The organism is Pseudacidovorax sp. NFM-22 (genome assembly GCF_021401245.1).
Classification (GTDB): domain Bacteria; phylum Pseudomonadota; class Gammaproteobacteria; order Burkholderiales; family Burkholderiaceae_C; genus Xenophilus.
The window spans coordinates 687,223-699,676 of sequence record NZ_JACBFY010000003.1 but is presented as its reverse complement, the minus strand read 5'-3'; the positions used below and the strand labels follow the sequence as shown (position 1 = coordinate 699,676).

Below are 12,454 nucleotides of genomic sequence, written 5' to 3'. Positions count from 1 at the left end.
AGCGGCCAAACCGCGCGTCGAAGTGCTGCCGAAGCGCCGCTCTGGCGGCGGGACGGCTGCGCCCGAGAACCGCAGATGAACGCACATCCACGCCACTCACCATGTCCACAGCGGACGCGCGATGCCGAGCACTGCATCGACGCGAACCGGGCCGAAGTAACGGCTGTCGAACGACACCAACTGCGCGTCCCCCAGCAGGAAGAGTTCGCCATCGACCAGCCGCCCACAGTGCGCCCAGATTGACAGCGACTGGCCCGCGCCATCCTTCATCCGCACAACTGCCACCGCCCTTGCGTCGATCCACACCTGCTGCCGCGCGATGCACACCGTCTGAGGCGCAACCGCCGCAACCCGCTTGAGCACCGGCGTGCCAGCAGGCAAGTAGTGGCGTTGCTCAGCAAGGGCCGCCGCGGAGGTAGGCAAACGGGCCAGGACCAGGCTGCCCACGTGCAGCAAGCCAGGCGCTCGCACGGCATCCACGCGGTACCAGCCCCGCGCCACACTGGCGCTTGGGTTGAAGACGATCTGCGTGCGAAGCGGCAGCACGCACGGCGCCGCGACCCCTGCAACGGCAACCGCCGTGGCAGTTAGCAATGCGACCCGGGTTTCTCGGGCCATCATGCGCACCCCTCGCGCGCCAACGGTCGCGCCCCTGGCATCCAGTGCAACGACGACGCGGGTCGGGACGCACAAGGCCGACACACTGCTGCGCCGACGCCGTAGCCGGCCATCGGCCTCAAGCACCGCAGCGGGACGAGCCACCAAAGCGCCGCGAGGCGGGCAGACATTCGGCAAATCCTGATGCCGCAGTGGGTACCCTGGAGGCGCATCAAGGCATGCATGCCGACGCTGCGACTGCAGGCAGCCACATGGCGTCCAAGCGCCGACCCCGCGCCGGCCCCCGCGCCAAGAAGGCGGCGCGGGCAACGCATCACCGCAGGCACCGCGCTGAACGCGAGATCGGCGGTCACGCCGCTCCCTCCGGATAGGCGCCTTCGAGCAATTCGCGCAGCATGTCGGCCACGGTCAGGCCACGCCGAAAGGCAATGACCTTGATGCGCCCGCGCAGCGCCGGCGTCACATCGATGGTCAGCCGCGCAGTGAACACGGCGGCCTTCGCCTCGGCAACGTGATGATTCTCCCGATGCACCCAGGCCGTCGCTGGATCGGCGGCCGGTCGGCGACCAATGGCGGTCCGCCGCGAGGGCAGGCGTGCGTCGCCGCCCGTCATTGAAGTGCCTCCTCGACGGCATCCGCCAGCGCGGCGACCTCGCGCGCAGCGGCCCCCTTGGGCGCCACCTCCCACACCAGCTTGCCAGCCGCCACGCAGTCGGCGAAGGCGATGCGCTGCGCAATGTCCGCGCGCAGCGTGGCGAACGGTTGATCGGCGAGCGCGGCGCGCGCCTCGCGACCGATCACCGTGCCGACCACCCGCCGGTTGATCACAAACGCTGCACGCAGACACGGCCGGAACACCTGCGCTTCCTGGATCAGGGTCACCATCTCCTGCGTGGCCCAGACGTCGTAGGCGCTGGGCTGCACGGGGATCAACACCAAATCGGCAGCCAGCAGCGCGGAGCGCGCGAGGCTCGCCACCCGTGGCGGCCCGTCGATCACGACATGGTCGGCCTGAGAGGCGATCTGGGGCACCTCCCAGTGCAGCGTGTCCCGCGCCAAGCCGAACACCCCATAGAGCCGCGCCTGGCCGTTCTGGTGCCGCCGCTGGGCCCAGTCCAAGGCGGAGCCCTGCGGATCGGCATCGATCAAGGTGACGCGCCGGCCCTGCCTGGCGAAGGCGCCGGCCAAGTGCGTGGACAGCGTGGTCTTGCCAGCGCCGCCCTTCTGGTTCAGCAGTGCAATGACCTTGCCGCTGCGGATGGCGGGCTCGCCCAGCACCGCCACGCAAGCGGCACTGCCCATCTGTTGAGCAGCCAAGCTCGCGGTCTCTCTTCTATTCATACATTTAGTCCCTGTTATGAATTCAAGTTAAGGAAGGCCGAAACCCTTGCGGGGCGCGGCTTCCAGGCGGTTTGGCGCCGGTGATCTCCCGACTCGCGCGCCGTCGATCTCCCGTGCCTGGCGCCGTCGATCTCCCGAGTCCGTCCCCATACCATCCACAGCTTCTTCCACGGCATCTGTGGACAAGTCGTCCTCGCGCACTGGCCAGAAGGCGAGCCATTCGGACGCCCCGCGCTGCTCGACCGCCAGGCGATAGCTCGGCAGCGCCTGGCGCCGCGCGAGCGCGCGCAGGTGCAGCGCGAAGTCCCGGTAGCGCTGCAGGCAGCCGGACTTGGCGTGGAGGTAGCGCAGCTCGAAGCGCCAGCCCTTGCGCTGACGTCCGCCGTGCTTGCGCACCAGGCGGTACAACCAGCGCTCGATGCCACCTGTGAGCTGGAAGTAGGTGGGATCCAGCGTGAGCACGAGCGCGTCGTCGATCACCCCGGAATAGAACCAGTCGGGCAGGATCAGCTCGATGCCGTCGCTTCGGCCATCGGGCCGCACGTGCTCGCGCCACTCATTGATCCAGGAGAAGCGGTGCATGCGCCGGCCCGCCTGCCGGATGGAGGTCTGCACCGTGGTGGACTGCAGCCGATCCAGCGACGCGCGCAGCGCGAGGTACTCGGTGCGGCCGGTGCCGCGCTGAGCGAAGCGCAGGATCTCGTAGGGTGTGGCCGCCATCAGGCGGGAGGTCGGCCGCCCCTCGTCCCGGGCCTGCACGATCTGGCTGGCCGCCCAGATCAGTACATCGGCATCCCAGATGGTGGCGATGCCATGCTCGGGCACACCTTCGACCGTCAGGGACACGTCGCCGGCCTCGAATCGGATCGGCACCACCCGGCGCGACTTGGCCAGGCTGAAGAAGGGATAGGCCATGAGGTCCTGCGCGTCGCGCACGGCCATGTCATCGACGGGCAACGCCCGGAACAGCGTCAGCTGCTCGCGTTCGCCGGACCACCTCGACATCGCCGTGCCTTCGCAGCGCTTCAGCGCACGGAATCCCGGACCGCGTAGCCCGGATCGGAAGTCATGCCGAAGGTGTTGCGGTCGGCATAGGCGCGCAGGTCGGCCCGGGCGTACACCACCCGTGCGCCGAACTTCCGGAAGCGCGGCCCGCCGCCCAGCACCCGCTGCTTCTCCAGCGTGCGCGGCGACAGCCGAAGCAATGCTGCGGCTTCTTCGGTGGTGAGGAACTCCGGCTCGGCCGGAGATGCGGCGGACGCAGACTGAGGCGCAGCCCCTGCCGCGCCGTACGGTGGAATCGGATGTCCTGCTGCCATGGAGACCTCCTTCGGGGTGAATGGGCGGTGATCCATTCACAGCCCATGGGAGGCAGTCTCCGGATACCGCGGAGGCCCGCACAGGGAGAGCTTCAGGACGAGCGATCGTCTCCGTGGGCGCCAGCGTGGGCCGGGCGCAGCCCCGCCAAGCGCAGATAGCCTCCGCGCATGAAACCCTCGGCGCGCGCGATCAGGTGGCGCACCTGCGCACGCAACGCACCATCGGCGTGCCATTCCGCCCGCACGGCTCGCGCGCCGAAAAGCGCAACCGCAAGGTCCCGGTGCGAAGCCCCGGCCTGCATCGCATCGAGTGCCTGCAGCGCCCTCCAGTGCAGCCGCCCATCACGTCCGATGACGCGTGCGCGCGCAGCCGGCAGGGGCCGCCCCTCCAACAATCCGGCGGCGATTTCGAACGCTGGCAATTGCCCGCGCAGGTGTGTCGTCAAGGGCACCGTGACGACAAAGGGAGCGCCACTCGACAGCCCGGCATCGAGGAGAAAGCGCGCGTGTCGCGGACCGATGGAGACGCTCAGGACGGCGTCGGCGCCTGCCATCAACTGCTTGTCGCCGGGGACACGCCACAGGTCGAAGACGCCGTACGCTGAAGCAGCGACCACCCCGCCCTCGCAGCGGGCGCGACGCACACGCAACAGCACATCCTCCTCGCGCAGCCAGGACGGATGCACATCACGCGCATCCCGTGCAGGATCAGCGGCGACATCGCAGGCCCCAGCGGTGCAACTCCGCATCGGACCTGCACCATCGCCCCTGGTGCCAGCCACCTCGGTAGACGGGGTGCCGCCGAAGGTATTCCCAGGCCAGCGCCGGCCCGTCCAGTTCCAGCAGGTACAGATAGGCGCCTCCCGCGCACCAGGGCGCAGGGGGCGCGTCGGCAGAGTAATGAATCGTCATGGCGCGCACTCCGTTCGTCGAAGACGACAGGCTGCCGCGGGCCCGAGACCCGCATGTGGCTTTACGCACCATGGGGCTCGCTCAGGCCACGATCCGACCGGCCAGCCGTGCTTCGCGCGCGTCGGCCTCAATGCCCCTGTCCGGACGGAAGCCCAGGTCCCGCTCGATGGGCAGCCCCAGCGGACCGCCCAGGGCCGCCAGTTCCGCCAGGCTCACCCAACCCAGCTCAGGACACCCGTGCCCCAGATCGCACAGCCCGAAGGCAAGATCCGGATTCTCCGGATCGATCTCGGTCAGCAACCAGGTCGCTCCGGCATCGGGCGTGAACAGCTTGACCACGGGCCGCAGGTCAGCGCCGCGCTGATCGCGCGCCTGCCAACCGTTCTCCAGCAGTTGCGCACGTTGTTCGTCGGTCAGAAGTGTCGTCATGGCGAAGTCCTCGAAGATCTCCGGGCGGGATTGCCCGGTGCCGCCGAGCACACGGCGCAGCGCCGCCGTCACAGGTTCCGCAGGACGGCCGCCAGGCCGCCAGCGTGCGCAGCGCGCGCCGACCTTGACGGCCAGAACGCCGTGGCACGATGGGCATCACAGCAAGCCAGCCTCCCTCCGCATGGCTCCCAGGCAAGCGCAGCGCGCAGCGCCGACAAGCAAGGAGGCGTCAGCGATCGACGCCCGACAGGGTCGAGACGCACGGACACGCGTGGCCGGGTGGCTCGATGCGCCCGCACGAGAGCGCGGTGCGGCAACGCCGCAGACGCACAACCACCGCAGAAGCGCAGACACGCTTTGACGCAATCACGATGAACCCGTGAACTCACAGATGGGCTCTACGCCTTCAAGCCAGGAACTGGTCCCTGCCGGCTCGGCAACCTTCAAGGTGATCGACGAAGGGTTGAAGCGCTGCCAGGAGCTCACACACTTCGCCGACGATGGCGATGTGCCGATTTCGAACAACTGGCTCGAGAACAGATCCAGTCGCTTGCAGTCGCCAGATCCAACGGGTTGTCCGCCGGCAGTCTGCGGGCAGGCAAGCGCGCTGCATCTTCGAGAGCCTGTCAGGCCCGTACCTTGGGGAGACATGGGAGCGGCCGCTGCCAGTGGCGGCCCAAAAAGCCGCTGGCAGCGGCACCAAGGCTGCGGAAATGCTGAAAGCGAATCTCCGGCCCCTGAATGCACAAGTGAAGGGCAAAGCGCCAGCGTCCCGTTCCGATGAGCAAGTCCGATGCAGCCTGTGCCATCGTCACTTAGCTTGCGTCGGCCCGCCAAGTCGCCCAACGCCACGGAAACGCTCCGCATGAGCGGCGCCACAGCGCGGAAGGCTATCCTTCCGAGGATGTTCCCGCAGCCCACCGCGCCAGCGTCCGGCGCAGGCGCAGCTGCTCGTCGCGATCAAGCGTGCTCATACGAGGAACAAGCGCCAGCACGTCATGGAGGGCCACAAGCCTGTGGCTGAACATGGCCATGCAGAACACGCGGTCCTTCTCCCTGCCCGCAACGGCCTTGGACAGCATCAAATCCGCGAAATCAAGGCAGTAGGCCACCTTTCCTTCGGTGCCCGGCCCCTGAACGCGGTGCACCCGGCTCATCCAGTCGTCCGGGAGCACTGCCGTCTCCGGGCCTACGCCTTGTGCATAGTAGCCATAGGTCTCGTGAAACTGCGAGCCTTCGCCTATCGCGCCATCGATGGCGTCGGATAGATCGGGACGCTGCAGCGGATAGATGTCGGCCTCTCGCGACGCGCGGAAGACGTCTGGCGCGGCGGGTAGCGCGCCGAGGATGGACTGGCTGCCGACCACGACGAACTCATACTGATCGGTGATGTCGGCACTGGCGCGGACGATGTGTTCCAGTTCTTCCCGCGTCATGGCTCGGACACCGATACCGGGCAGGCGCCGACCTGCACCCCACCCTTGAGCGCGTGAACCTGGGCCAGGACGTCTGCCCGAACGGATGCCGGCAGAACGGCTGTGAGCGGCGACGCCTGACGCAACTCGGCGGCGCGCTGGCTGCGGCTCAGCACCTTATGCCACGACCGGGACGCCAAAATCGCCTCCCACTCATGCCAGAGGCTGGTAGAGCGTGTCGCACCGGCATCCATCCACCGCTGCAACGTGGCGCGCGCTTGAATCAACAGCGCCGGATCTTCTCGCGCCATGCGAACGGCGGCCTCGTGCAACGCCAGGCTCTGAAGGTCTTGCGCCTGATGGCGGCCTTCGTCGGTGCTCACCGTGACCTGAACGGTCGGCCGACGGCGTCTTGACCGTGCCCCGGCGGTACCTGCGGCCGCAGCCTGCAGGCCGTCCCCAGCCAGCAAGGCCAGGTCTCCCACGATGCCCAGCACCGACATCACGCGGGCGTAGTTGCCCATCGAAGGCCCGGGATCTCCGGCCTCGATGGCGGTCAGGGTGGTGCGCGACAACTGAGCTTCTCGCGCAACATCGGCCATGGAGAGCCCCTTGCTTTTGCGCAAGGCTTTCAGCCGATCACCCAACTGCAGAAGCAGTTGCCGCTCAAGAACAACAGGAAGGCTACCGTTCATTTGTTCATAATTGTAGTCTCTTGTTCAAGCGATGACCAATATTATGGACAAATTTACGCCAACCGCGTGCCCACCGAATCGTCTCCGCGTCGCACGCCCACGTCATCAGGACGCGCACGTTCCACAGATCGGCTTTGCAACGTCGCGCCGACCGGCCCTGCATCGGCCCTCTGCTTGGGCGAAACATCCTCCAGCAATTCGGCCATGCTTACCCGCAATGCGCTGGCAATCCGGGCCAGTGCCTGAATCGATGGGGAAACCAAACCTCGCTCGACGCGAGACAGCATTGACAAGGACAGGCCGCTGACACGCGCCAGTTCAGACATGGACAGGCCGAGTCGCTCACGGTGAATACGGACATGCGCGCCGATCTGCATGTCCATCGACCCTTCAACACCGCGCTTGGGCCTTCGCGCTGTCGCCAGCAACCGCTGTGGAATACAGAAGGGCGTGGGTTGCGGCAGTGGAGAAGCACGGTGCATGGCAAAGTTCTTTCGAGATCGGAGCGCAAAGCAATCTACGTATTTCGTAGAGAACTTTAACCCAAATACTTCGAATATCGTAGGGTGGCACATGCTGGTCAGTCCTCTTCTGCTGGAACCTTCGGACGTCGGATGCGTGAGGCACGGATACGCGCGCAGTTGCCGCAGGACCGCGTCGGCGTCCTCATGGGCTTGGACGAGTCCACGACTAGCGCCAGGATCTCTCGCTACGAGACGGGCGTTCATGAACCCTCCCTGTCCACGGCGCGTGCGATCGCGGCAGTTTTGAACGTGCCGCTGGCTTATCTGTACTGCGAAGATGACATCGCCGCGGAGATTCTGCTCGAGCTGCATCTGCGCAACGAAGATCAACTCCGGCGGTTTCTCGCATGGCTGCGAGAGGCGGAATGACGCCAGGAGCCCGACGAACCTGTGGCCAGGCAGCCCCGCATCTTGTTGGGGGATGCAAGTCTGCCCGTCGTTCGTAGCCGGCCACAAGCGACTGTTCTCGGCGACAGAGCGCCACTCTGAGAACTGCGTCGCAGTTCAGCAGTGTCATCGTTTCGCCGGCCGTCGCTGATGCGTACGGCCGTCGTGGCCTGCCGCACTTTCGCACTTGGCCCGCCCAGAGGACTCATGCCCGCAGCGCGAACGCCACAGCGTTGGAAAGCCCGCCGATAGGCACTGCTTCGACGCCATGCAGCACATTGGCGACGAACAGCAGGGAGTCGCCAGGATTTAGATCCATGATCTGCGGCCCGCATCAGAACTGAACTGACGGGCCAGCAGGCGCATGCAGTGCAGCCACGAGTCCTGGACGTTCGCATTGGGCGGTGCACTCCGGATCCAGCTGCACCCGATGGGGCGCCACGAGCGGCTGCATCGGCTGCGGAAGCCCAGGTCCCGCTCGATGAGCAGCCCGGCAGTTGCGCCGGGCTCACTCAACCCAGTTCAGGACACCCGTAGCCTAGGTCACACAGCCCGACGGCAAGATCCGGATTCTCCGGATCGACCTCCGTCAACAACCAGGTGGCGCCGGCATCAGGCGTGAACAGCGTGACCACGCGCAGCGCCGGCAGGCGCGGAGGCGTCAGCGATCGACGCCCGAGAGGGTCGAGACGCCCGGACACGCGTGGCCGGGTGGCTCGATGCGCCAGCACGAGAGCGAGGTGTGGCATCGCCGCAGACGCACAACCGCCGCAAAAGCACAAACACGCTTTCACGCGAACACGGCAATCCGATCACCCGACGAACGGCTTCTATCCTTCCAGCTTTCACGGGCTCACGCCTCCTGACGGATCCAGAAAGACGTAAGGCCCCCAAAGTGTCTTCGCGCAGAACCGGACATGCGCCAGCGACCGAGACATGCCCATTCAGCGAGCGCACCCTGGCTGCGGCAATCCAGCAGCATGACGCCCCGCTGAAGCGGGGCGCCCAGGACGACGATCAGTTGGCCTTGGAGCGTGTCCAGATCAGCTGGTGCGCCCCTTCTTCGCCTTCGACCAGGCGGGCATAGATGGTGGACGGGAACGATGGGTCATCGAGCGTCACCGAGAGGTAAGGCCGCTCCTCACGGCTGACCTTCTTCCAGGCCGCGCCGATCTCCAGCCCGTTGCCGGTCACGATGCGGAAGTCCGGCGCGTTGTCGCTGCCCTTGTCATTGGGCACGATGCGGACCTTGACGTTCAGCGTGAGAGTGCGCACGGTGCCGGTGTAGCTGTTGCCCGAGGCGGTGAATTGGCCGATGGTGCTCATGGTGTTTCCTTTCGAAGTGGTTGCCAGGTCCGCGCCCGTCGCGGCCTTGTGCGGTGATCCGACCGGCGCGGGTCGGGCGCGTCGCACCGGAGGCCGCAACGCAGTGGAGGACCGGCAGGCCCGGCAAATTTGCCTCGCGAGGAATGCGCGCAGCGCAGGGGAAATTTGTTGGGCAGGCCGGTTGCCGCGGTCAAGGCCGAGGCTGGCCGAAGCGCAGCAGAGCGGCGCGCAGGCCTGCCGTGCCCACGCCAGGATTCACGCTCAAAGACAAGGCCGTGGGAGCGGACCGCCCCTCGAACGGAACCTATGGCACAGGCCCTCGCCGCATGGCTTGCACCTTCGGCACGAAAGCACGGATCGCGCAACGCACGGTGGATGCCGTGACTTGTGACGCAGAAGCGCGCTGCACGTCATTCGTCGGCGGCAACGTCGCGCGACCGAGATGGCGCATGGGATCTCTGCGGACGACGACCGTCGGAATGGCTGGCCCTCGCCACCCTCTGCCGCCATCGGGGCCGCGCCAACGGAATAGCCCTGTTGTCCGCCACGAATGCGACGCGCAGGTTCCGCGGTTGCATGGAAGGATGCCGCCACTTCCAGCAGGCATCGAAGGTCACCGTCTTAGGCGCTCCGGTGCCCAAGGTCCGACACAGGAAGTCCGCCTCCAGGTCGATGCGCACGACGCGCCGCCCAGAACGGGCGGCGCGTCATCGGTCATCGCGACCGATCAGCGCGGCGCAGACACCATCGTCTCCAACTGTGCGATCACACCCGGCTCGACGAAGACACAAGCCTGTTCGTCTGCGATGGATGCATTGAACAGACGCATGAACACCTCCTTTCGAAGATGGGCGAGGCGCCCTGTGCGATAGGCCTGCTCAGGCCTGAGCGTCCCGACGCCAGCCGACACGCCACTGCGCTCGGGATCGCACTCGACCAGCGCGACGAAGCCGTCGTCGAAGAGCGCTTGATGCTCGGCGCACAGGCCCCAGCCGGTGGTCGTGTGATGCGCCATGCTCGAGCGCAGGCGCTTGTCCAGCAGCAGGTTGCCGGTATCGAAAGGCAGGCCACAAACAAGGCACAGCCTCCGCTCCAGCGACACGTAAGATTTTTCGTCCATGAGGACCTCCGGTTGTTCGGGCGGGATTGCCCGGGACCGTGATCCGCACGGCGCAGCGCAGGTGGTCAGGGGCCGAAGGCGGCCGCGCGGCCGCAAGCGCCAACGGCGCGCCGCCCTTGACGACCGAGCACGCCGTGACAGGATGAGGGGAGCAGCAAGCCGTCCGGTTCCAGCACGACATCAGCGCGCAAGGTGCCTCATGCCGAGGCGCCCTCGCGGAAACGTCGAACAGAAAAAGGGGCTGAGCCCCTCCTCTCACAGCAAGCCGCGCTCCGCGAACGAGAGCACCGTCGGCCCGGCAACGATCAGGTGATCGAGGACCCGCACATCCACCAGCGCCAGCGCCTCCTTGAGCGTCCGCGTCAACAGTTCGTCCGCACGCGAGGGCTCCGCCGCACCCGAAGGATGGTTGTGCACCAGCAGCAGCGCCGCCGCGTTGCGGGCCAGCGCCTCCTTGACGATCTCGCGGGGGAACACCGACGTCTGGTTCACCGTGCCCCGGAACATCTCGACGTAGTCCAGCACCCGATGCTGTGCATCCAGGTGGATCACGGCGAACACCTCATGCGGCAGCACACCCAGACGCAGCTTGAGGAACGCCCGCACGGCAGCCGGCGAGTCCATCACATCGGCACCACGCACCTGACCCGCCAACACCTGCTGGGCCGCCAGCAGCAGCTCTTCCGTAGTCGCCGGTCGGTATTCGCCAGAGCGATCCTGGATCATTAGCAAAGCAGCGGGAACAGAACCAAGAAGATCGAGGGAAGAGAAAAGATCGTGCGCCATGGCGGCCTCCAGTGACCGGGCGGAATTGCCCGGGACCGGAACCGGCACATCGCAGCGCAGCGGTCACAGGTTCGAAGACGGCCGCAAGGCCGCCAGCGTGCACAGCACGCGCAGACCTTGACCGCGAGAACGGTGTGCAAGGATGAAGGGAACCAGCAAGCCAGCCCCACCACCCCTGCCGTCGAAGCAAGCGCAGCGCGCAGGCTGCCGCGCAGCGACAGCCAAAGGCGTGAGGGATCGAAGCCGAATGGCCAGGACGACAGCGTCGACCTGGGGCGAAGCCCGTAGAGCCCGACGGCAGGAGATGCCGGCACGCACATCACCGCTCCACAGCAACTCTGCCACTCGCGCAGCCAGACCTAGCCGCGACCTGCCGCCTCGGGCCAGACGATATAAATCGTCATGCCGGTACGCTGTAGTTCGATCTGAATCTCTCCATCCACCGCGGATGCCGGTAGAGCCAGGGGAAAAAACGTGGGTTGCGGGGGCCGGTGCTGGCTCCTAGGCCGACGCCGAACTACGTGGCAAGCTGGCAAGTTGATGCTCGCCGTCGATGGCTTACTTCGTGAAGGAGCCTATGTGTAGTTGGGCCTCCTGGCGAGACACCGAAGGACCTCGGGCAAGTGATCAGCGCCTCAGATCGAGCGAAAGCAGGCACTCCCGAAACCGCCGCGCCGCTGCCGTCTCCTTCTCCGCGCGCCAGGCGAGCGCGATGCCGATCTCCACGTCCGCCCCTGGCCCATGCAAGCGCCGGAACGCCACGGCGCGATTGGCATGACGCGTGGCCACCGAAGGCACCAGCGCCACGCCCAGGCCGCTTTCGACCAGGCTCACCACGGTCTGCACCTGCACAGCCTCCTGCTGCACCCGCGGCATGAAGCCGGCCTGCTGGCAGGCCTGCAGCGCCATGGCATGCAGCCCCGGCACCGCGCTTGCCGAATACAGAACAAAGGCCTCGTCCTGCAGCGCCGAAAGCGTGAGACGTGTGCGCCGGGCCAGCGGATGCTGCACGGGCAGCGCGGCTACGAAGTGGTCGCGCTCCACCGGCTGGATGCGCGCCTTCGTCGCCCGTGCCACCGGAAAGCGCAGCAGGCCTGCATCCACATGGCCCTGCTCCACGTCGTCGAGCAACTGCCGCGTGGTGGATTCGGCCAACACCAGGTGCACGTCCGGATAGCGGCTGCGGAACACCGGCATCAGTTGCGGCATGAGCGCATAGGTGGCCGAGCCGACGAAGCCGATGCGCAGATCGCCGGCCTCGCCGCGGGCGGCGGCCGCAGCGACACGTCCGAACTGCTCGGCATGAAAGAGCGCGCGCTGCGCATCCTCCAGCGCCGCCTGGCCGGCGGCGGTGAGCGAGGTGCCCCGTCGGGTGCGCTCGAACAGCTGCACGCCCAGCTGCTCCTCCAGCCGCCGGATCGACGCCGACAGCGGCGGCTGCGACATGTGCAGCTGCTCGGCCGCGCGGCGGTAGTTGAGGGTGCTGGCCAGCGCCACGAACTGGCGCAGCTGTCGGGGGTCCATTGATACCTCGTTGCTATCACAGGGCTGGAATCAGATATTAGACAGCGCCAGCCCTGAG

General features: G+C 66.8%; 16 protein-coding genes and 2 pseudogenes. 2 read left to right on the top strand and 16 right to left on the bottom strand.

The genetic code is table 11. The features are described 5' to 3' along the window. Positions 1-96: 96 nt before the first annotated feature. The 8 genes and pseudogenes from L0984_RS14370 to L0984_RS14335 all read right to left on the bottom strand — a co-directional run bounded on the left by L0984_RS14370 (position 97) and on the right by L0984_RS14335 (position 4,619). Positions 97-621: a S26 family signal peptidase gene (locus tag L0984_RS14370; protein WP_234194296.1), complete on the bottom strand. Its 525-nt coding sequence runs from the start codon at positions 619-621 to the stop codon at positions 97-99. A gap of 346 nt (positions 622-967) precedes the next feature. After that, entirely contained in the window at positions 968-1,231 is a 264-nt protein-coding gene (locus tag L0984_RS14365; protein ID WP_234194295.1) for a chromosome partitioning protein ParB, read from the bottom strand. Beyond that, on the bottom strand, positions 1,228-1,920 hold the full coding sequence (parA, locus tag L0984_RS14360) for a ParA family partition ATPase (RefSeq protein WP_370645999.1): 693 nt from the start codon (positions 1,918-1,920) through the stop codon (positions 1,228-1,230). Before parA ends, L0984_RS14365 begins: the two co-directional genes overlap by 4 nt. A 237-nt stretch (positions 1,921-2,157) precedes the next feature. After that, positions 2,158-2,964, bottom strand: a pseudogene (locus L0984_RS14355) (replication initiator protein A); the annotation flags it as partial. A 20-nt stretch (positions 2,965-2,984) separates the two neighbouring features. Next, a complete protein-coding gene (locus L0984_RS14350; protein WP_234194294.1) occupies positions 2,985-3,278 on the bottom strand; it encodes a helix-turn-helix domain-containing protein in 294 nt (97 codons plus the stop codon). A 92-nt stretch (positions 3,279-3,370) separates the two neighbouring features. Next, on the bottom strand, positions 3,371-3,964 hold the full coding sequence (locus L0984_RS14345; protein ID WP_234194293.1) for a DUF2285 domain-containing protein: 594 nt from the start codon (positions 3,962-3,964) through the stop codon (positions 3,371-3,373). A 22-nt stretch (positions 3,965-3,986) separates the two neighbouring features. Beyond that, on the bottom strand, positions 3,987-4,190 hold the full coding sequence (locus L0984_RS14340; RefSeq protein WP_234194292.1) for a transcriptional regulator domain-containing protein: 204 nt from the start codon (positions 4,188-4,190) through the stop codon (positions 3,987-3,989). An 81-nt stretch (positions 4,191-4,271) separates the two neighbouring features. Continuing rightward, on the bottom strand, positions 4,272-4,619 hold the full coding sequence (locus L0984_RS14335) for a DUF2958 domain-containing protein (RefSeq protein WP_234194291.1): 348 nt from the start codon (positions 4,617-4,619) through the stop codon (positions 4,272-4,274). A gap of 379 nt (positions 4,620-4,998) precedes the next feature. On the opposite strand from L0984_RS14335, the gene L0984_RS14330 reads away from it, so the two are divergent. Continuing rightward, the gene (locus tag L0984_RS14330) at positions 4,999-5,403 is read left to right on the top strand and encodes an IS66 family transposase (RefSeq protein WP_370645978.1); all 405 of its coding nucleotides are present in this window, start codon (positions 4,999-5,001) and stop codon (positions 5,401-5,403) included. A 106-nt stretch (positions 5,404-5,509) separates the two neighbouring features. Here L0984_RS14330 and L0984_RS14325 read toward each other — a convergent pair whose 3' ends face one another. Genes L0984_RS14325 through L0984_RS14315 form a run of 3 tightly spaced genes read right to left on the bottom strand, consistent with a single transcriptional unit; the run spans position 5,510 to position 7,112 of the window. Then, the gene (locus L0984_RS14325; protein ID WP_234194290.1) at positions 5,510-6,055 is read right to left on the bottom strand and encodes a DUF6036 family nucleotidyltransferase; all 546 of its coding nucleotides are present in this window, start codon (positions 6,053-6,055) and stop codon (positions 5,510-5,512) included. After that, positions 6,052-6,729 (bottom strand): helix-turn-helix transcriptional regulator, encoded by a 678-nt coding sequence (locus tag L0984_RS14320; RefSeq protein WP_234194289.1) that lies wholly within the window; start codon positions 6,727-6,729, stop codon positions 6,052-6,054. The genes L0984_RS14325 and L0984_RS14320 overlap by 4 nt, the downstream gene beginning before the upstream one ends. A 53-nt stretch (positions 6,730-6,782) precedes the next feature. After that, entirely contained in the window at positions 6,783-7,112 is a 330-nt protein-coding gene (locus L0984_RS14315) for a helix-turn-helix domain-containing protein (RefSeq protein WP_234194288.1), read from the bottom strand. Positions 7,113-7,343: 231 nt separating this feature from the next. On the opposite strand from L0984_RS14315, the gene L0984_RS14310 reads away from it, so the two are divergent. Beyond that, positions 7,344-7,622: a helix-turn-helix domain-containing protein gene (locus tag L0984_RS14310; protein WP_234194287.1), complete on the top strand. Its 279-nt coding sequence runs from the start codon at positions 7,344-7,346 to the stop codon at positions 7,620-7,622. Between the two features lie 474 nt (positions 7,623-8,096). Here the strand turns inward: L0984_RS14310 and L0984_RS29995 are convergent. The 5 genes and pseudogenes from L0984_RS29995 to L0984_RS14285 all read right to left on the bottom strand — a co-directional run. Further along, a pseudogene (locus tag L0984_RS29995) lies at positions 8,097-8,368 on the bottom strand (DUF2958 domain-containing protein); the annotation flags it as partial. A gap of 289 nt (positions 8,369-8,657) precedes the next feature. Beyond that, complete coding sequence (locus L0984_RS14300) at positions 8,658-8,966, bottom strand: DUF736 domain-containing protein (RefSeq protein ID WP_234194286.1); 309 nt, start codon at positions 8,964-8,966, stop codon at positions 8,658-8,660. Positions 8,967-9,693: 727 nt separating this feature from the next. Next, positions 9,694-10,086: an ATPase gene (locus L0984_RS14295; RefSeq protein ID WP_234194285.1), complete on the bottom strand. Its 393-nt coding sequence runs from the start codon at positions 10,084-10,086 to the stop codon at positions 9,694-9,696. 255 nt (positions 10,087-10,341) lie between these two features. Continuing rightward, entirely contained in the window at positions 10,342-10,872 is a 531-nt protein-coding gene (gene radC, locus L0984_RS14290; protein ID WP_234194284.1) for a RadC family protein, read from the bottom strand. Between the two features lie 627 nt (positions 10,873-11,499). Beyond that, positions 11,500-12,396, bottom strand: a complete 897-nt coding sequence (locus L0984_RS14285; RefSeq protein ID WP_234194283.1) for a LysR family transcriptional regulator — start codon at positions 12,394-12,396, stop codon at positions 11,500-11,502. Positions 12,397-12,454: the final 58 nt, after the last annotated feature.

Bases quoted from the DNA above. Each gene is read 5' to 3' on its own strand.
- L0984_RS14320 (WP_234194289.1), bottom strand. From the start codon at position 6,729: ATGAACGGTAGCCTTCCTGTTGTTCTTGAGCGGCAACTGCTTCTGCAG.
- radC (WP_234194284.1), bottom strand. From the start codon at position 10,872: ATGGCGCACGATCTTTTCTCTTCCCTCGATCTTCTTGGTTCTGTTCCC.
- parA (WP_370645999.1), bottom strand. From the start codon at position 1,920: ATGGGCAGTGCCGCTTGCGTGGCGGTGCTGGGCGAGCCCGCCATCCGC.
- L0984_RS14350 (WP_234194294.1), bottom strand. From the start codon at position 3,278: ATGGCAGCAGGACATCCGATTCCACCGTACGGCGCGGCAGGGGCTGCG.
- L0984_RS14315 (WP_234194288.1), bottom strand. From the start codon at position 7,112: ATGGACATGCAGATCGGCGCGCATGTCCGTATTCACCGTGAGCGACTC.
- L0984_RS14365 (WP_234194295.1), bottom strand. From the start codon at position 1,231: ATGACGGGCGGCGACGCACGCCTGCCCTCGCGGCGGACCGCCATTGGT.
- L0984_RS14340 (WP_234194292.1), bottom strand. From the start codon at position 4,190: ATGACGATTCATTACTCTGCCGACGCGCCCCCTGCGCCCTGGTGCGCG.
- L0984_RS14285 (WP_234194283.1), bottom strand. From the start codon at position 12,396: ATGGACCCCCGACAGCTGCGCCAGTTCGTGGCGCTGGCCAGCACCCTC.
- L0984_RS14370 (WP_234194296.1), bottom strand. From the start codon at position 621: ATGATGGCCCGAGAAACCCGGGTCGCATTGCTAACTGCCACGGCGGTT.
- L0984_RS14295 (WP_234194285.1), bottom strand. From the start codon at position 10,086: ATGGACGAAAAATCTTACGTGTCGCTGGAGCGGAGGCTGTGCCTTGTT.
- L0984_RS14310 (WP_234194287.1), top strand. From the start codon at position 7,344: ATGCGTGAGGCACGGATACGCGCGCAGTTGCCGCAGGACCGCGTCGGC.
- L0984_RS14335 (WP_234194291.1), bottom strand. From the start codon at position 4,619: ATGACGACACTTCTGACCGACGAACAACGTGCGCAACTGCTGGAGAAC.
- L0984_RS14300 (WP_234194286.1), bottom strand. From the start codon at position 8,966: ATGAGCACCATCGGCCAATTCACCGCCTCGGGCAACAGCTACACCGGC.
- L0984_RS14325 (WP_234194290.1), bottom strand. From the start codon at position 6,055: ATGACGCGGGAAGAACTGGAACACATCGTCCGCGCCAGTGCCGACATC.